This window comes from Streptomyces sp. 3214.6 (genome assembly GCF_900129855.1).
Taxonomy (GTDB): Bacteria; Actinomycetota; Actinomycetes; order Streptomycetales; family Streptomycetaceae; genus Streptomyces; species Streptomyces soliscabiei.
In genome coordinates this window covers 7,501,610-7,518,967 of sequence record NZ_LT670819.1, presented here as the reverse complement: position 1 = coordinate 7,518,967, position 17,358 = coordinate 7,501,610, and the positions used below count along the sequence as shown (strand labels likewise).

Sequence of the window (17,358 nt, the reverse complement as noted above, 5' to 3'; positions counted from 1 at the left end):
CGAACTCTGCCAGGCTCATGACAGATCATGATCCAGTCAAGGGCGCCTCAAGGCCAGGCACCTGCCGGTGGTGTCCTCGTGCTGTCACCCCATCGGATGACAGCACGAGGACACCACCGGCGTTCTGACGAGTTCTCAGCCGACCAGGTTGTCGGCGAGCTCCTCGCTGAGGTTGGCGTCCGTTCCCGGGATGCCGAGGTCGGAGGCGCGCTTGTCGGCCATCGCCAGCAGCCGGCGGATCCGGCCGGCGACCGCGTCCTTCGTCAGCGGCGGGTCGGCGAGCGCGCCCAGCTCCTCCAGGGAGGCCTGCTTGTGGTCCATGCGCAGCCGGCCGGCCGCCGCGAGATGCTCGGGCACCTCGTCCCCGAGGATCTCCAGGGCGCGCTGGACGCGGGCCCCGGCGGCAACGGCGGCGCGGGCGGAACGGCGCAGGTTGGCGTCGTCGAAGTTGGCGAGCCGGTTCGCCGTGGCCCGCACCTCGCGGCGCATCCGGCGCTCCTCCCAGGCCAGCACCGACTCGTGTGCGCCGAGCCGGGTGAGCAGCGCCCCGATCGCGTCGCCGTCGCGGACGACGACCCGGTCGACCCCGCGCACCTCGCGGGCCTTCGCCGCGATGGAGAGCCGGCGGGCGGCGCCGACCAGCGCGAGCGCGGCCTCCGGGCCCGGGCAGGTCACCTCCAGGGAGGAGGAGCGGCCGGGCTCGGTGAGCGAGCCGTGGGCCAGGAAGGCCCCGCGCCAGGCCGCCTCCGCGTCACAGGTCGCGCCGGAGACCACCTGCGGGGGCAGACCCCGGATCGGACGGCCGCGGCCGTCGACGAGCCCCGTCTGCCGGGCCAGCTGGTCGCCGCCCGCTACCACGCGCACGACATAGCGCGAGCCGCGGCGCAGACCGCCCGGAGCCATCACGATCAGCTCCGAGCTGTGGCCGAAGATCTCCAGGATGTCCCGCTTGAGCCGCCGAGCCGCCATCGCGGTGTCCAGCTCCGCCTCGATCACGATGCGCCCGCTCACCAGGTGGAGGCCGCCGGCGAACCGCAGAATGGCGGAGACCTCCGCCTTTCTGCAGCAGGTCCGGGTGACGGGGAGCCGGGAGATCTCGTCCTTCACCGCTGCCGTCATCGCCATGGGCCGATCCTTCCATGCATCCGAAAAATACGGTCGTACGCGGCGGCCAACAGCTCCGGGTCATGCCTCGGGGTTCCGTCGGGCCGGGCCACCGGCGCCAGCTCGACCGCGGCCCCGAAGCGTTTGGCGGCGTCGGTCAGCGAGTCGCGGTCGGGCGCGGCTGCCTCGTCGGCCAGCACCACGTCCAGGGCGAGTTTAGGGGCGTGTCGTCCCAAAACCTCCAAATGACGCTGCGGGGAGAAGCCGTCGGTTTCTCCCGGTTGCGGGGCGAGGTTCAAGGAGAGCACCCGGCGCGCCTTCGTCTCCATGAGAGCGTCCAGCAGCTCGGGCACCAGCAGGTGCGGCATGACCGAGGAGAACCAGGAGCCGGGCCCGAGCACCACCCAGTCCGCGTCCAGGACGGCGGCGACGGCCTCGGGGACGGCCGGCGGGTCGTTCGGCACCAGGTGCACGGACTGCACCTCGCCGCGCGTCAGCGCCACGGTCGCCTGTCCCCGGACGGTGTCGATGTCGTCCGGCCGGTCCGGGTCGTGCCCCTTGACCAGCGCCTGGAGCTCCAGCGGCACGGCGGACATGGGCAGCACCCGCCCCTGCGCGCCGAGCAGCTTGCCGACCAGGTCCAGCGCCTGGACGTGATCGCCGAGCTGTTCCCACAGGGCGACGATCAGCAGATTGCCGACCGCGTGGCCGTTGATCTCGCCCTGCGACTGGAAGCGGTGCTGGATGACCCGGGCCCAGGTCTGGCCCCAGTCGTCGTCGCCGCACAGGGCGGCCAGCGCCTTGCGCAGGTCGCCGGGCGGCAGCACGCCCAGCTCGTCGCGCAGACGTCCGCTGGAGCCGCCGTCGTCGGCCACCGTGACGACGCCGGTGAGGTCGCCGGTGATCCGGCGCAGTGCGGTGAGCGAGGCGGACAGGCCCATGCCGCCGCCGAGGGCGACGACCTTGGGCTGGGTGCCGCGGCGGCGGGGTTTGCCGCCGCGGGCCTCGACCGGCCGGCCCGCGCGCCCCTCGGGGGCGACCCTGCGCAGCCGGCCGAGCCGCGGAGTACGTCCTGTCATTCCCGTCCCATGTCCCGGTGCACGACCACCGTCTCCACGCCCTCGGCCGCGAGGCGCGCGGCGAGCTTCTCCGACATGGCCACCGAGCGGTGCTTACCGCCCGTGCAACCGACCGCGATGGTCACATAACGCTTGCCCTCCCGACGGTAGCCCGCGGCAACCAGCTGGAGGAGTTCGGCGTAGCGGTCGAGGAATTCCTTCGCGCCGGGCTGGTTGAGGACGTACGTGGAGACCTCCTCGTTGAGGCCGGTGTAGGGGCGCAGCTCCGGCACCCAGTGCGGGTTGGGCAAGAACCGCATGTCCACGACCAGGTCGGCGTCGACCGGCAGGCCGTACTTGAAACCGAAGGACATGACGGTAGCCCGCAGTTCGGGCTCCTCCTCGCCCGCGAACTGGGCGTCCATCTTGGCGCGCAGCTCGTGCACGTTGAGGCTGGAGGTGTCGATCACCAGGTCGGCGTCGCCACGCAGCTCGCGCAGCAGCTCGCGTTCGGCGTCGATGCCGTCGACGATGCGGCCGTCGCCCTGCAGGGGGTGCGGGCGGCGCACGGACTCGAAGCGGCGCACCAGGGCGTCGTCGGAGGACTCCAGGAAGACGATCCGCCGTGTGACGTTCCTCGACGCCAGGTCGGAGAGGGACTCGCGGAGGTTGTCGAAGAAGCGCCGGCCTCGGACGTCGACGACGACCGCGATCCGCGCCACGTTGCCCTGGGAGCGGGCGCCCAGCTCCACCATGGTGGGGATCAGGGCGGGCGGGAGGTTGTCGACCACGAACCAGCCGAGGTCCTCCAGACACTTGGCTGCCGTCGAGCGGCCGGCCCCGGACATGCCGGAGATGATCACCAGCTCGGGGATGGCCGCCTCGGGGATCCCGGGTGGGGTGACGTCCGTACTCACCTGTGCTCCGTCTTCCTGGCGTGCTTCTTGCTGGGGGCTGTCGGGGCCCGCTGGGGTCTGTTCTCGCCGGTCTGTGGGGTGTGTCTCGTGCTCGGTCATGTCTCCTGCCCCCGTCGTTCTTCCGGGGCGCCCGCCGTCACGGGGTCTCCGGGGGAACCCGTCGTGGTGTCGGGTTCCTCATCATCAATGATCTCTCCGGTCGCCGTGTTCACGGCGGGGGCGGGCGGTGCCGCCTGCGCGAGGGCCACGGCGATGGTCTCGGCCGTCTTGCGGCCTATGCCGGGGACCTCGCAGATCTGCTCGATCGTCGCGGCGCGCAGCTTCTTCACCGACCCGAAGTGCTTGATCAGCGCCTGCTTGCGCGCCTCGCCGAGCCCCGGCACCTCGTCCAGCGGACCGGCGCGGAAGCGTTTGGCCCGCTTGGTTCGCTGGTAGGTGATCGCGAAGCGGTGGGCCTCGTCACGGACGCGCTGGAGCAGGTAGAGGCCCTCGCTGCTGCGGGGCAGGACGACCGGGTCGTCGTCGTCCGGCAGCCAGACCTCCTCCAGCCGCTTGGCGAGGCCGCAGACGGCGATGTCGTCGATACCGAGCTCGTCCAGCGCCCGCTTGGCAGCCGCGACCTGCGGCTGTCCGCCGTCGACGACGACGAGCTGGGGCGGGTAGGCGAAGCGCTTGGGGCGGCCCTCCTCGTCCTTCAGGCCCTGGCCGAGATCGCCGTCCGGCTCCTCGTCGACCCACTCGCCCGTCCGCTCCTTCTCCGCGAGGTAGCGCCGGAAGCGGCGGGTGATCACCTCGTGCATGGAGCGGACGTCGTCCTGGCCCTCGAAGCCCTTGATCTGGAAGCGGCGGTACTCGCTCTTGCGCTGCAGACCGTCCTCGAAGACGACCATGGAGGCCACGACGTCGTCCCCCTGGAGGTGGGAGATGTCGTAGCACTCGATGCGCAGCGGGGCGCTGTCCAGGTCGAGGGCCTCGGCGATCTCCTCCAGGGCGCGCGAGCGCGTGGTCAGGTCGGAGGCCCGCTTCGTCTTGTGCAGGACGAGCGCCTGCTGTGCGTTGCGTTCGACGGTCTCCATCAGGGCCTTCTTGTCGCCCCGCTGCGGGATGCGCAGCGACACGTTGGACCCGCGCCGCCCAGTGAGCCACTCCTGCACGGGTTCGACCGGGTCGGGCAGGGCGGGGACCAGGACCTCCTTGGGGACGGAGTCGCCCGTCTCCTCGCCGTACAACTGCTGGAGGGCGTGCTCGACGAGGGCGCCGGTCGTGACGTCCTCGACCTTGTCGGTGACCCAGCCGCGCTGGCCGCGCACGCGTCCGCCGCGGACGTGGAAGATCTGGACGGCCGCCTCCAGCTCGTCCTCGGCGACCGCGATCAGGTCGGCGTCGGTCGCGTCCGCGAGCACGACCGCGTTCTTCTCCATGGCCTTCTTCAGCGCCTCGATGTCGTCGCGCAGGCGGGCGGCCCGCTCGTACTCCATCTCCTCGGCCGCCTCCATCATCTGCTTCTCCAGGCGGCGGAGGTAGGTGCCGGTGCGGCCGGTCATGAAGTCGCAGAACTCGTCGGCGAGTTCCCAGTGGTCGTCGGGGGAGATCCGGCCCACGCAGGGCGCGGAGCACTTGCCGATGTAGCCGAGCAGACAGGGGCGGCCGGTGCGGGCGGCGTTCTTGAACACGCCGGCGGAGCAGGTGCGCACGGGGAAGACGCGCAGCAGCAGGTCGACGGTGTCCCGGATCGCCCACGCGTGCGCGTACGGCCCGAAGTACCTGACGCCCTTCTTCTTGTGGCCGCGCATCACCTGCACGCGCGGGTACTCCTCGTTCATCGTGACCGCGAGGTACGGGTAGCTCTTGTCGTCGCGGTACTTGACGTTGAACCGGGGGTCGTACTCCTTGATCCAGGAGTACTCCAGCTGCAGCGCCTCGACCTCCGTGGACACCACCGTCCACTCCACCGACGCGGCCGTGGTGACCATCGTGCGGGTGCGCGGGTGCAGGCCCGCCAGGTCCTGGAAGTAGTTCGCAAGGCGCTGGCGCAGGCTCTTCGCCTTTCCGACGTAGATCACCCGGCGGTGCTCGTCGCGGAATCGGTACACCCCCGGAGAGTCCGGGATCTGTCCCGGCTTGGGGCGGTAGCTGGAGGGGTCGGCCATGTCTCACACCCTACTGGCGCGGGGTGACACTCCGGTGGGGCTGTGGACAACGATCGGGGTGTCCGACGGTGCTGTGGACGAGCGGGGCTCAGGAGGCGCGGCCCCTGGGGCACCGACTCGGCCACATGCACGTGCCACTCGGGCAACAGGTGTTGTCGGGACTTGGTCAACACGCTTCAATGCGGGGGAACTCGGGGCCCTGAAGGCCGCCCTACGGATGTGAAGGAGTTCCGGCGACGCAGCCAAGGCCCCGACCCCCCACGCGCACGGTCCGACCAGCCGTCGTGAGCATTCACAGAAAGGCCCCTGCATGCCGCACGCCACACAGCACGCGGACGCCGCCGTCGACACCGCCGCCACGGCGGAACTCCAGACGGCCCTGCGGGGCGGCCCCTTCCATGTGGCGCTGCGCGCCGCGATAGCCGCCCGTGGACTGCCGCTGCAGCGCGTCCAGCACCATCTGTCGCGTTACGGGGTCAAGGTGGGCGTGACGAGCCTGAGCTACTGGCAGCAGGGCGCCCGGCGGCCGCAGCGCCCCGAGTCGCTGCGGGCCGTCCGCGCGCTGGAGGAGATCCTGCACCTGCCGGAGGAGTCCCTGATCCGGCTGCTCGCGGAGCCCGACGGCGGGGGCGGCACCGCAGGGGCCGGACAGTCCGCGGGCCGCACCTACCGTTCGCTCCTGGAGGCCTCCGGCATCCTCGAACGGCTGCTCGGCGAACTGGAGTGCCCCGTCGACGGCGGGCTGCACACCCTGGGCCATCACGAACGGGTCCGCATCGGGGCGCGACGCGAGCTCCTGGGGCGCGAGTCGCAGCACATCGTGCGCGCCCACCGTGACGGCGTCGACCGCTTCGTGGCCGTCCACCACGGCGACCCCGGATGCACCCCGGAGCGGATGACGGTGCACGCCCTGGAGAACTGCCGGGCCGGCCGCGTCCGCCGCCACCACGACACCGGCGTGCTCGTGGCCGAACTCCTCTTCGACACCCGCCTACGGGCCGGCGACACCTTCCTCTTCCGCTACGGCGTCGAGGACGGCACCGCCGGCGCGTCCCGCGAGTACGTCCGCGGCTTCGGCTCGGCGGGCGGCCAGTACGCCCTGCAGATCCGCTTCGACGAGCACGCCCTCCCGGTGCGCTGCCACCGGTTCACCCAGCACTCGGCGGCGGCGCCGCGCAGCGGCCGCCAGGAACTGCCGTTCAGCGGCCGGCACCGCTCGGTGCACCTCGTCGAGCCGCGGGTACGGTCGGGCATGGTGGGCATCGGCTGGGACTGGGATTGAACGGCCGTTTCGCTGCCCGTTCAGGCGTTCCCGCAGGTGTCGGGCCGCGTTTACGCGCGCCTTCGAATGGGATAGCTTCCCGGCCGGAAGGTCAGTGAGAGGCCGCGAGGTCCGAGGGGCGGGAAGGGCGCGATGCCGACCATGGCCGACGTCGCGCGGCACGCGGGTGTCCGCTTGGGGGCCGTCTCGTACGCGCTGAACGGCACGCGATGACCGCCGGCCCGCTGGGCACCCCGCGCACCCTGCGCGAGCGCGGCCTGTCCAGGCCCGAGGACACCGTGCCGTGCCGTTGTCCGGCGACCGGCCGGCGCGGACTCGTGCGGCTCGCCCGCACCGGCGTCCCTCGCATGCGCAGCCAGAGAACCCGAAAGGAACCGTCCTGTGATCGTCGTCGCCGGTGAGGCCCTGATCGACCTGGTACCGCAGGGCACGGGTGCCCTCGCGGGGCTGCAGCCGGCGCTCGGCGGCGGCCCCTACAACACGGCCGTCGCGCTGGGCCGTCTCGGCTCCCCCACGGCCTTCTGCTCCCGCACCTCGCGGGACGCCTTCGGCGAGGCGCTGCTGGGCAGACTGCGGGAATCCGGCGTGGACCTGTCGTCGGTGCAACGCGGCGCGGAGCCGACCACGCTCGCCGTCGCCACGATCGACGGGAACGGTTCGGCCGCCTACTCCTTCTACGTCGACGGCACCGCCGACCGGCTGTTCTCGATGCCGGCCACGCTGCCCGCGGGGACGCGTGCGGTGTCCTTCGGCACCTGCTCGCTCGTCCTGGAGCCGGGCGCGAGCGCGTACGAGGAGCTGCTGCGGGCCGCCGCGGCACAGGGCCTGTTCACCGTGCTCGACCCGAACATCCGCCCCGGGCTGATCCCCGACGCCGACGCCTACCGGGCCCGCTTCAAGAGCTGGCTGCCGTCGGTGTCCCTGCTCAAGCTCTCCGAGGAGGACGCCGAGTGGCTGGGCGGCACCCCGCGCGAGTGGTTGTCCGCCGGTCCTTCGGCCGTCGTGATCACCCAGGGCGGGGACGGACTGACCGCCTTCACCCGGAGCGGCGCCGTGTACGCGGTATCGGGTGAGGAGGTGGACGTGGTGGACACTATCGGTGCGGGGGACACGGTGAACGCGGCCCTGCTGCACGGCCTTTCGGCGCGGGACGCCCTGTCCCCGGCCGCCCTCGAGGGGCTGGGCGCCGACGGTTGGGGGCAGTTGCTGCGGTTCGCCGCACGCGCGGCGGCGATCACCTGCTCCCGGGCCGGAGCGGAACCACCGTACGCCTCCGAACTGGGCGAGTTCTAGAGGCCGTTGGCACTGCGGGGGCGGCGGCGCTGGAAGGTGGCGTCGGCCCGGTAGAGGGGCAACGGGCGGCGCCCCGCGGGGAGTTCCCGCGGGGCGCCGTGTTGCTCGCGCGGTCCGTCAGGCCTTGCGGGCCCGTGTCGTCTTCTTCGCGGCGGTCGCCTTCGTCGTCGCCCCGGCGGCCTTCTTGGTCGCCGTGTCGTTCGCCGTCGACGTCTTGGCGGTCGCCGTCTTGCGCGCCGTGGTCCGGGCCGCGACCGTCTTCTTCGCCGCCGTCCTGCGCGGGGCCCTCACCTGGGCGGCGTCGCTGATCCGGTCGGCGCCGAGGACCTCCCGCAGGAACTTGCCGGTGTGGCTGGTCGGCACCCCGGCGACCTCCTCGGGCGTGCCCTCGGCGACCACCAGACCGCCGCCGGCGCCGCCCTCGGGACCCATGTCGACCACCCAGTCGGCGGTCTTGATCACGTCGAGGTTGTGCTCGATGACGATGACCGTGTTGCCCTTGTCGACGAGGCCGGCGAGGACCTTCAGCAGCTTGCTGATGTCCTCGAAGTGCAGACCCGTCGTCGGCTCGTCCAGGACGTAGACCGTGCGGCCGGTGGAACGGCGCTGGAGCTCGCTGGCGAGCTTCACACGCTGGGCCTCACCGCCGGACAGCGTCGTCGCGGACTGGCCGAGCCGGACGTAGCCGAGGCCGACGTCCTTCAGGGTGTTGAGGTGGCGGGCGATCGCGGGGACCGCCTCGAAGAAGTCCGTCGCCTCCTCGATCGGCATGTTCAGGACGTCCGCGATGGACTTGCCCTTGTAGTGGACCTCCAGCGTCTCCCGGTTGTAGCGGGCGCCGTGGCAGACCTCGCACGGGACGTAGACGTCCGGGAGGAAGTTCATCTCGATCTTGATCGTGCCGTCGCCCGCGCAGTTCTCGCAGCGACCGCCCTTGACGTTGAAGGAGAAGCGGCCGGGCAGATAGCCGCGGACCTTCGCCTCGGTCGTCTCCGCGAACAGCTTGCGGACGTGGTCGAAGACGCCCGTGTACGTGGCCGGGTTGGAGCGCGGGGTGCGGCCGATGGGCGACTGGTCGACGTGCACGACCTTGTCGACGAGGTCGTCGCCGTCCACACGCGTGTGCCGCCCGGGAACGTTCCTCGCGCCGTTCAGCTCGCGGGCCAGGTGCGTGTACAGGATGTCGTTGACCAGCGTGGACTTGCCGGAACCGGAGACGCCGGTGACCGCGGTGAACACGCCCAGCGGGAAGGACACGTCGATGTCCTGAAGGTTGTTCTCGCGGGCGCCGTGCACGGTGAGCCGGCGGGAGGGGTCCTGCGGACGCCGGATGTCGGGCACCGGGATCGCCTTCTTGCCGGACAGGTACTGCCCGGTCTGCGACTCGGCGTTGGCGAGCAGCTCCTTCAGGGAGCCGCTGTGCACGACCTTGCCGCCGTGCTCGCCGGCCCCGGGGCCGATGTCGACGATCCAGTCGGCGACCTTGATGGTGTCCTCGTCGTGCTCGACGACGATGAGCGTGTTGCCCATGTCGCGCAGTCGGACGAGGGTCTCGATCAGCCGGTGGTTGTCGCGCTGGTGCAGACCGATGGACGGCTCGTCGAGGACGTAGAGGACGCCGACGAGGCCGGAGCCGATCTGGGTGGCCAGGCGGATGCGCTGGGCCTCGCCGCCGGAGAGCGTGCCGGCCGCGCGGTTGAGGGAGAGGTAGTCCAGGCCGACGTCGACGAGGAACCGCAGCCGCTCGTTGACCTCCTTCAGGACGCGCTCGGCGATCTTCTTGTCGCGGGCGTTGAGCTTCAGCTCCCCCAGGAAGTCCGCGCAGTCGCTGATGGACATCCCGGAGACCTCGGCGATGGACTTGTCCATGACCGTGACCGCGAGGACCAGCGGCTTGAGGCGCGTGCCCTCGCAGGTGGGGCAGGGCACCTCGCGCATGTAGCCCTCGAAGCGCTCACGGCTGGCGTCGCTCTCGGCCTCGCCGTGCCGGCGCTTCACGAACGGGACGGCGCCCTCGAAGGGCGTGGTGTACACCCGCTCGCGGCCGTACCTGTTGCGGTAACGGACCTCGATCTGCGTCTTGTGGCCGTACAGCAGGGCCTTCTTGGCGCGCTGCGGCAGGCCTGCGAAGGGGATGTCCGTACGGAAGCCCAGCGCGTCCGCGAGGGCGCCGATCAGGCGGCCGAAGTAGTCCTTGGTGTGGCCGTGCGACCAGGGGTGGATGGCGCCCTCGTCGAGGGACTTGTCCTCGTCCGGGACGATCAGCTCGGCGTCGACCTCCATGCGCGTGCCGATGCCGGTGCACTCGGGACAGGCGCCGAAGGGCGAGTTGAAGGAGAAGGAGCGGGGCTCCAGCTCCTCGAAGGACAGGTCGTCGTACGGGCAGTACAGGTGCTCCGAGTACATGCGCTCGCGCTCGGGGTCGCCCTCGGGGAGGTCGACGAAGTCGAGCACGACCATCCCGCCGGAGAGGCCGAGCGCGGTCTCCACCGAGTCGGTGAGGCGGCGCTTGGCCGTGTCCTTCACCGTGAGACGGTCGATGACCACCTCGATGGTGTGCTTCTCCTGCTTCTTCAGCGTGGGCGGTTCGGAGAGCTGGATGGTCGTGCCGTCGACCCGCGCGCGGGAGTAGCCCTTGGTCTGGAGATCCGCGAACAGGTCGACGAACTCGCCCTTGCGCTCGCGCACCAGCGGCGACAGCACCTGGAAGCGGCTGCCCTCCGGCAGCTCCAGCACCTTGTCGACGATGGCCTGCGGCGACTGGCGCGTGATCGGGCGGCTGCACTCGGGGCAGTGCGGCTTGCCGATGCGCGCGAAGAGCAGACGCAGGTAGTCGTAGACCTCGGTGATGGTGCCGACCGTGGAGCGCGGGTTGCGCGAGGTCGACTTCTGGTCGATGGAGACGGCCGGGGAGAGGCCCTCGATGAAGTCGACGTCCGGCTTGTCCATCTGGCCGAGGAACTGGCGGGCGTACGAGGAGAGGGACTCGACGTAGCGCCGCTGGCCCTCGGCGAAGATGGTGTCGAAGGCCAGCGAGGACTTGCCCGACCCCGACAGGCCCGTGAAGACGATGAGCGAGTCGCGTGGCAGGTCGAGCGAGACATTCTTGAGGTTGTGCTCGCGCGCGCCACGGACGATGAGACGGTCGGCCACGCCGGTCCGCACCTTTCTTGAGAGAAGTGACAGGGGCGGGGCCCCCGTCCTTTTCAGACTAGGGGGAGCCACTGACAACGCCGGTCGGGGTTCACCGGTTCACAACAATCCCCGGTCTTCCAGCATGCCCGACGCCGCCACCGACCATATAGCACGTGCATTCGATTTTGGGCCGCGGTCCGCCACCTTCACCCGAAGGGGTGGCGGGGCTAGGGTCAGCATCATGATTGATCACGCTCATGACCTGGAGTCTGTACGTGACGCGACCGAGCGGCTGCTCACCGCAGTCGCGAAACTGGACAACGCGTCGGTGACCGAGTCGTCACGCCTGCCCGGCTGGAGCCGCGGCCATGTCCTCGCCCACCTCGCCCGCAACGCGGACGCCCTCGTGAACGCCCTCGAGGGCCGCCCGATGTACGCCGACGCGCACGTCCGCGACGCCGACATCGAGCGGGACGCCCCGCGCCCCCTGGACGTCCAGCTCACGGACGTACGCGAGAGCGCGGCCCGGTTCCGGGCGACGGGCGCCGCGCCCGCGGACTGGTCGCGCACCGTGGAGCTTCGCAACGGGGTCGTCGACTCCGCGGCCTCGGTGCCCTTCCGGCGGTGGGCGGAGGTCGAGCTGCACCATGTGGACCTCGGCGTCGGCTACGAGCTGGAGGACCTGCCGGAGGAGTTCACCGCGCGGGAGACCGAGTTCCTCGCGGAGCGGTTCACCGGACATCCCGACGTCCCGCCGACGCGTCTGACGGACGGCACGCTCGTGTGGCGCACGGGCCGCGAGGCCGACGAAAGGGAGGTGACCGTCAGCGGCTCCCCCGCGGACCTCCTGGGCTGGCTGGCCGGGCGCCGCGACGGATCCGCGCTGACCGTGGACGGCGGGCCCCTGCCGGCCCTTCCCCCGCTATAGGCTGCCGCCATGATGTACAGCGGAGAGGTGACGGTCGGCGGCCCGGCGGACGTGCACGAGCTCAAGGACCTGATGATCACCAAGATCGCGGTCGGCCCGATGAACAACAACGCCTATCTGCTGCGCTGCCGGGCCACGGACGAGCAGTTGCTGATCGACGCGGCCAACGACGCCCACGCCCTGCTCGGCACGATCGGTGACGACGGCATCGCGTCCGTCGTCACCACGCATCAGCACGGCGACCACTGGCAGGCGCTCGCCGAGGTCGTCGCGGCCACGCACGCGCGTACCCACGCCGGCCGGGAGGACGCCGACGGCATCCCGGTGCCGACCGACGTCCTGCTGGACGACGGCGACGTCATCCGGGTGGGGAACGTGGAGCTCACCGCGCGCCATCTGGTCGGTCACACGCCCGGCTCGATCGCCCTGGTCTACGACGACCCGCACGGCCATCCCCATGTGTTCACCGGCGACTGCCTCTTCCCGGGGGGCCCTGGCCGGACAACACAGGCCGCAGAGTTCAACTCCCTGATGAACGGCCTGGAGACCAAGCTGTTCGACGTCCTTCCGGACGAGACCTGGATCTATCCCGGCCACGGCAACGACACCACCATCGGCACGGAGCGGCCCCACCTCGCGGAGTGGCGCGCGCGAGGCTGGTAGCCACGACACGTCCTGCACCGCCGACCGCACCCATGCGCGTCGGCATCCTCGAGAACGTCGGCGCAGCCGGTAACCCCGCGCCTGCCCGATCCACGCCTCGTAACGTCCGGCATGGGGGCCGCGCGGCAAAGCCGTCCCGCCCTTCCCACCGCCGCTCTCGATCGGCGACTCCCCGAGGGCCGGCCGCAGCCCCCGACACAGCGAAGGACCCGCACAACCGGACAGGTCGGCGGGTCCTCAGCTGTCACCGCGATTTTCGGGCATTTCTGCCCTCTAGTGACCTGAACGCTGATTCAAGACCGTTTGGGAAGAAATCCAGTCATACACAGAACTCCCAGTGACGGCGCATGTGCTATCCGCATAGGTTCAACCGTGGTTCCGGCGCTCCGCAACGGCCCGAACCGAAGGCCCATTCACCGGATCTGGAGGGGGAAGTCGCATGGCTGACATCGATCTCGGATTGGCGACGGACTGGAACGAGGGGGACACCCACGGCCGCATCAGGCTGCGGCAGAACCAGGTCTACCCGAACTCGCCCAAGAAGGACGTGCTCATCAGCTCCCCGGTGAGCATCGAGCTGTCCGTGAACACGAACAACTCCACCTCGCAGGAGGCGGACAAGATCTACTTCACGACCCATCACGGCTCGACGAAGAAGATCATCGCGGTGCTCGACTCCGATGGAAACCTGCACATCGCCGGCCGCCTGATCACCGAGCAGAAGGACCTCGCTTACTAGGGCAGTCCTCCCCCTGCGGCGGGCGACGAGGCCGCGTCACTGCGTGAGCCTGTCCGTCTCCCACCCGCACAGCACAAGGGCCCGCACGACCCGAGACCGGTCGCGCGGGCCCTTTCGGGGCAAGAGATCAGTCGCGCCCGGCACAGCAGAGGGCCCGGCGGTCACTTCCGCTCAGCGGTTAGCGCGCGGCGGAACAGCGGATGCTCGACGTTCACGAGAGGGCCAGGACGTCATCCCCGTACGCCCCGCGCGCTACGCCTCCGCATCGCTCCAGGTGCAGGTACGTGACGCTCGGCTTGCTGGTGCCGACCTCCACCGGTACGCCGCAAGGAGCCAGTGCCAGCGGGGCGACGACGGGCACTGGCCCGCACGAGGCAACGAGGCCGACGCCCGTGGACCGATAGGTCCGGACAGGGCGCGCCCAGCTCAGCCAGCCGTCGTGGTCCAGCCCGTTCTGCCTCGGGTGGAGGTTGACGCGGAAGCGCTTGTTCCCCGGCGGCGTGGGCAACACCCGCAAGGATCCGAAGGCGTTCGCGAGCCTGATCCACGACGTCGAGACGAAGATCTTCGCCGTGCTGCCGGACGAGACCTGGGTCTATCCGGGCCACGGCGACGACACCACCCTGGGCGCGGAGCGGCCACACCTTCCGGAGTGGCACGCGCGCGGGTGGTGAGTCTTCCCTTGCAGGGGGCGCGCGTTTCCGGACGCGCGCCCCGTGTGAATCGTGTGCACACGCCGGTACCTCGCGCGCGCTCCCCGCACACGTGGTTGCACGGTCAACTGGTGGCAGCCCCGCGCGGGATGACGGCTCCGGCGCGGATGGGCCGCCGGTCCACTATCCCCGCCCTCGGCCGGCGGCCCAGGCGCACTGCGCGACCCTGTTCACAAGAACGCAACACCCGTTCCCACCATGCGGACAATTGATGGCGTGACCTGGACAAACAGGGATTTCGCTGCCACTCTCCCGCCATGCATCTCGCCCCACGTGTTCTGCGCCGCGCCGTAGCCGGCGCCACCGTAGCCCTCCTCGCGACCGCTGTCGGCTGCGCTCCACAGCCGGAGGAGAAGGCGGCTTCCACGCCGTCCGGTTCGAGCGCGAACACCTGCGCCAAGGGCAAGCTCGCCACCGAGACCTCCGGCAAGCTGACCATCGCCACCGACTCGCCCGCGTACGAGCCGTGGTTCAAGGACGACAAGCCGTCCAACGGCAAGGGCTTCGAGTCGGCGGTGGCCTACGCCGTCGCGCAGCGGCTCGGCTACGACAAGAGCGCCGTGGTCTGGCAGAGCGTGCCGTTCAACAAGGCTTTCGCGCCGGGCGAGAAGACCTTCGACTTCGACGTCAACCAGGTGTCGATCAGCGACGAGCGCAAGAAGGCCGTGGACTTCTCCTCCGGCTACTACGACGTACGCCAGGCCGTCATCGCCCTGAAGGGCTCGAAGGCCGCCAGGGCGACAACCCTCGCGGGTCTCAAGGGCCTCAAGCTGGGCGCGCAGGTCGGTACGACCAGCCTGGACTACATCGACGACGTGGTGAAGCCGACGCAGCAGGCCGCCGTCTACGCCAAGAACGACCAGGCCAAGTCCGCGCTGAAGAACGGCCAGGTCGACGCCATCGTGGTCGACCTGCCCACCGCGTTCTACATCACCGCCGCCGAGGTGACGGACGCCGAGATCGTCGGCCAGTTCGAGAACCAGGGCGCCGCGCCCGAGCAGTTCGGCCTCGTACTCGACAAGGGCAGCGCGCTCACCTCCTGCGTCACCGCCGCCGTGGACACCCTCCGCAAGGACGGCACCCTGGCGAAGCTCGAACAGCAGTGGCTCTCCGACGCCGTCGACGCCCCGGTGCTCAAGTGACGGTCACGAAGGAGGAGTCCGGCCAGGAAGGCTCGGACGACAAGGGCGACATGTCCGGGGGCGGGGCCGGCGACCCGTACGTCCCCTCGCAGCGGCGGCTGGAGCGCGAGCGCTACCAGCGCGCGCGTGCCCGCCGCGCCACGGCGATCGCCGCGCTGTCGACCCTGCTCACGGCCGTCGTCCTCTACCTGGTCGTCGTCGGCGCACCCGGCTGGCCGCGCACCAAGGAGACCTTCTTCAACGGGCAGTACGCGCGCGAGGCGCTGCCCAAGGTCCTCGAAGGGCTGTGGCTGAACGTCCGGCTGCTGCTGATCTGCGGCGCCGCCGTCCTAGTGCTCGGCATGCTCATCGCCGTGGCCCGCACCCTGCGCGGCCCGGTGTTCTTCCCGCTGCGGGTGCTGGCGGCGGCGTACACGGACTTCTTCCGCGGACTGCCGCTGATCATCAACCTGATGATCGTGGTGCTGGGCGTCCCCGCGCTGCGCCTGCAGGGTGTGACCGTCGACCCGGTGTGGCTCGGCGGTACGGCGCTGACCCTGACGTACTCGGCGTACGTCGCCGAGGTGTTCCGCGCCGGCATCGAGTCCGTGCACCCCTCGCAGCGTGCCGCGGCCCGTTCGCTGGGCCTGAACAACCGGCAGACGCTGCGCCACGTGGTGCTCCCCCAGGCCGTGCGCCGCCAGGTGCCGCCGCTGCTGAACGACCTGGTGTCGCTGCAGAAGGACACCGGCCTGGTGTCGATCGGCGGCGCGATCGACGCCGTACGCGCGGCGGACATCATCGTGGGCCGCAGCCTGAACTACACGCCGTACATCGTCGCGGGACTGGTCTTCGTGGCCCTGACCATCCCGATGACCCGCTTCACGGACTGGGTGACGGCCCGGATGGACCGTCAGCGGGCCCAGGGAGGAACGACATGAGCGACGCTCCGACGCCGCGCACCCCGGTGCCGCGCACCCCGGCACCGCGGACTCCGGTGCTGCGGATGGAGTCCGTCCGCAAGACCTTCGGCGGCTCCGTCGTCCTGCGGGACGTCGACCTGGAGGTCGCCCCGCACACGGTGACGGCCCTGATCGGCGCCTCCGGCTCCGGCAAGTCCACGCTGCTGCGCTGCGCCAACCTGCTGGAGGACATCGACGACGGCGCGATCTGGCTGGACGGCGAGGAGATCACCGATCCGCGCGTCGACCAGGACGCGGTGCGGCGCCGGATCGGCGTGGTCTTCCAGGCGTACAACCTGTTCCCGCACATGACGGTGCTGGAGAACATCACGCTCGCTCCGCGCCGCGTGCACGGCGTCGCCCGCGCGCAGGCCGAGGAACACGCCAGGGGGCTCCTGGAGCGGCTCGGGCTGGCCGGGAAGGCGGGCGAGTACCCCGACCGGCTCAGCGGCGGTCAGCAGCAGCGTGTGGCGATCGTGCGTGCCCTGGCCGTGCGTCCCCGGCTGCTGCTGCTCGACGAGATCACCGCGGCCCTCGACCCGGAGCTGGTCGGCGAGGTCCTCAACGTCGTCCGCGACCTGAAGGGCGACGGCATGACCATGGTGCTGGCCACGCACGAGATGGGCTTCGCCAGCGAGGTCGCCGACCAGGTCTGTTTTCTGGACGGAGGCGTCGTGCTGGAGCGGGGTACGGCCGAGCAGATCTTCGGCGACCCGCGGCAGGAGCGCACACAGCGCTTCCTGCGGCGGATCGTGGAGGCGGGGCGCCTGTAAGGACCGTGCGCCAGGGCGTCGGGGCTTACGCCTCCGCCCGCGCCGCCCCCACCAGCGCTGCCACCCGCTCCACCCCGAACACATACCCCTGCACACCGCACCCCGCGATGACGCCGTCGGCCCGCAGCGAGACGTACGAGTGGTGCCGGAAGGCCTCGCGCCGGTGGATGTTGGAGATGTGGACCTCCAGCACGGGCAGACCGTCGCAGGTGTTGAGTGCGTCCAGAATCGCGACCGACGTGTGCGAGTAGGCGCCCGGGTTGATCACGATGCCGCAGTGGTCGAGCCGCGCCTCGTGGATCCAGTCGATCAGCTCGCCCTCGTGGTTGGACTGACGGAAGTCGATCGTGCCGCCGTGCGCGGCCGCCGCCTTCGCGCACATCGCCTCGACGTCGGCGAGTGTGTCCGACCCGTAGATCTCCGGCTGCCGCTGGCCCAGGAGGTTCAGGTTGGGGCCGTTCAGGATCATGATCGGGGCGTTGGCCAGGGTGCGGGGCACGGTTCCTCCGGTCGTTCGGCG

At 70.7% G+C, this 17,358-nt stretch carries 15 protein-coding genes and 1 pseudogene; 9 read left to right on the top strand and 7 right to left on the bottom strand.

Translation table 11 applies throughout. The features are described 5' to 3' along the window. Positions 1-135: 135 nt before the first annotated feature. Genes whiA through uvrC form a run of 4 tightly spaced genes read right to left on the bottom strand, consistent with a single transcriptional unit; the run spans position 136 to position 5,229 of the window. Positions 136-1,125, bottom strand: coding sequence for a DNA-binding protein WhiA (whiA, locus tag B5557_RS33995; protein WP_079663058.1), 990 nt, complete (start codon positions 1,123-1,125; stop codon positions 136-138). Further along, complete coding sequence (locus B5557_RS33990) at positions 1,116-2,183, bottom strand: gluconeogenesis factor YvcK family protein (protein ID WP_079663057.1); 1,068 nt, start codon at positions 2,181-2,183, stop codon at positions 1,116-1,118. The genes whiA and B5557_RS33990 overlap by 10 nt, the downstream gene beginning before the upstream one ends. Beyond that, positions 2,180-3,178, bottom strand: a complete 999-nt coding sequence (gene rapZ / locus B5557_RS33985; RefSeq protein ID WP_079663056.1) for an RNase adapter RapZ — start codon at positions 3,176-3,178, stop codon at positions 2,180-2,182. Before rapZ ends, B5557_RS33990 begins: the two co-directional genes overlap by 4 nt. Further along, positions 3,175-5,229 (bottom strand): excinuclease ABC subunit UvrC, encoded by a 2,055-nt coding sequence (gene uvrC, locus B5557_RS33980; protein ID WP_079663055.1) that lies wholly within the window; start codon positions 5,227-5,229, stop codon positions 3,175-3,177. The genes rapZ and uvrC overlap by 4 nt, the downstream gene beginning before the upstream one ends. 310 nt (positions 5,230-5,539) lie before the next feature. Here uvrC and B5557_RS33975 point away from each other — a divergent pair, with 310 nt between their 5' ends. Both B5557_RS33975 and B5557_RS33970 read left to right on the top strand, forming a co-directional pair. Continuing rightward, the gene (locus B5557_RS33975) at positions 5,540-6,511 is read left to right on the top strand and encodes a hypothetical protein (RefSeq protein ID WP_079663054.1); all 972 of its coding nucleotides are present in this window, start codon (positions 5,540-5,542) and stop codon (positions 6,509-6,511) included. A gap of 381 nt (positions 6,512-6,892) precedes the next feature. Next, positions 6,893-7,804, top strand: a complete 912-nt coding sequence (locus B5557_RS33970; protein ID WP_079663053.1) for a carbohydrate kinase family protein — start codon at positions 6,893-6,895, stop codon at positions 7,802-7,804. 117 nt (positions 7,805-7,921) lie between these two features. Here the strand turns inward: B5557_RS33970 and uvrA are convergent, their stop codons facing one another. Next, positions 7,922-10,957, bottom strand: a complete 3,036-nt coding sequence (uvrA, locus tag B5557_RS33965) for an excinuclease ABC subunit UvrA (protein ID WP_079665153.1) — start codon at positions 10,955-10,957, stop codon at positions 7,922-7,924. A 223-nt stretch (positions 10,958-11,180) separates the two neighbouring features. Between uvrA and B5557_RS33960 the strand changes: the two genes are divergently transcribed. From B5557_RS33960 to B5557_RS33950, 3 genes are all read left to right on the top strand, one after another. After that, positions 11,181-11,867 (top strand): maleylpyruvate isomerase family mycothiol-dependent enzyme, encoded by a 687-nt coding sequence (locus B5557_RS33960; RefSeq protein ID WP_079663052.1) that lies wholly within the window; start codon positions 11,181-11,183, stop codon positions 11,865-11,867. A gap of 9 nt (positions 11,868-11,876) precedes the next feature. After that, a complete protein-coding gene (locus B5557_RS33955; protein WP_079663051.1) occupies positions 11,877-12,530 on the top strand; it encodes an MBL fold metallo-hydrolase in 654 nt (217 codons plus the stop codon). A gap of 439 nt (positions 12,531-12,969) precedes the next feature. Next, positions 12,970-13,269, top strand: coding sequence for a DUF6342 family protein (locus tag B5557_RS33950; protein WP_079663050.1), 300 nt, complete (start codon positions 12,970-12,972; stop codon positions 13,267-13,269). 211 nt (positions 13,270-13,480) lie between these two features. On the opposite strand, the gene B5557_RS44125 is transcribed toward B5557_RS33950, so the two are convergent. Beyond that, the gene (locus tag B5557_RS44125) at positions 13,481-13,777 is read right to left on the bottom strand and encodes a hypothetical protein (protein WP_162499666.1); all 297 of its coding nucleotides are present in this window, start codon (positions 13,775-13,777) and stop codon (positions 13,481-13,483) included. Here B5557_RS44125 and B5557_RS33945 point away from each other — a divergent pair. The 4 genes and pseudogenes from B5557_RS33945 to B5557_RS33930 all read left to right on the top strand — a co-directional run. Beyond that, positions 13,755-13,943 (top strand): annotated as a pseudogene (locus B5557_RS33945) (MBL fold metallo-hydrolase); the annotation flags it as partial. The gene B5557_RS44125 and the pseudogene B5557_RS33945 sit on opposite strands and share 23 nt — an antisense overlap. Before the next feature lie 296 nt (positions 13,944-14,239). After that, on the top strand, positions 14,240-15,124 hold the full coding sequence (locus B5557_RS33940; protein WP_079663048.1) for an ABC transporter substrate-binding protein: 885 nt from the start codon (positions 14,240-14,242) through the stop codon (positions 15,122-15,124). Further along, entirely contained in the window at positions 15,121-16,044 is a 924-nt protein-coding gene (locus B5557_RS33935) for an amino acid ABC transporter permease (protein ID WP_079663047.1), read from the top strand. Before B5557_RS33940 ends, B5557_RS33935 begins: the two co-directional genes overlap by 4 nt. A 65-nt stretch (positions 16,045-16,109) precedes the next feature. Then, positions 16,110-16,838, top strand: coding sequence for an amino acid ABC transporter ATP-binding protein (locus B5557_RS33930; RefSeq protein ID WP_079665152.1), 729 nt, complete (start codon positions 16,110-16,112; stop codon positions 16,836-16,838). Between the two features lie 25 nt (positions 16,839-16,863). On the opposite strand, the gene aroQ is transcribed toward B5557_RS33930, so the two are convergent. Then, positions 16,864-17,337, bottom strand: a complete 474-nt coding sequence (gene aroQ / locus B5557_RS33925) for a type II 3-dehydroquinate dehydratase (RefSeq protein WP_079663046.1) — start codon at positions 17,335-17,337, stop codon at positions 16,864-16,866. Positions 17,338-17,358 lie beyond the last annotated feature (21 nt).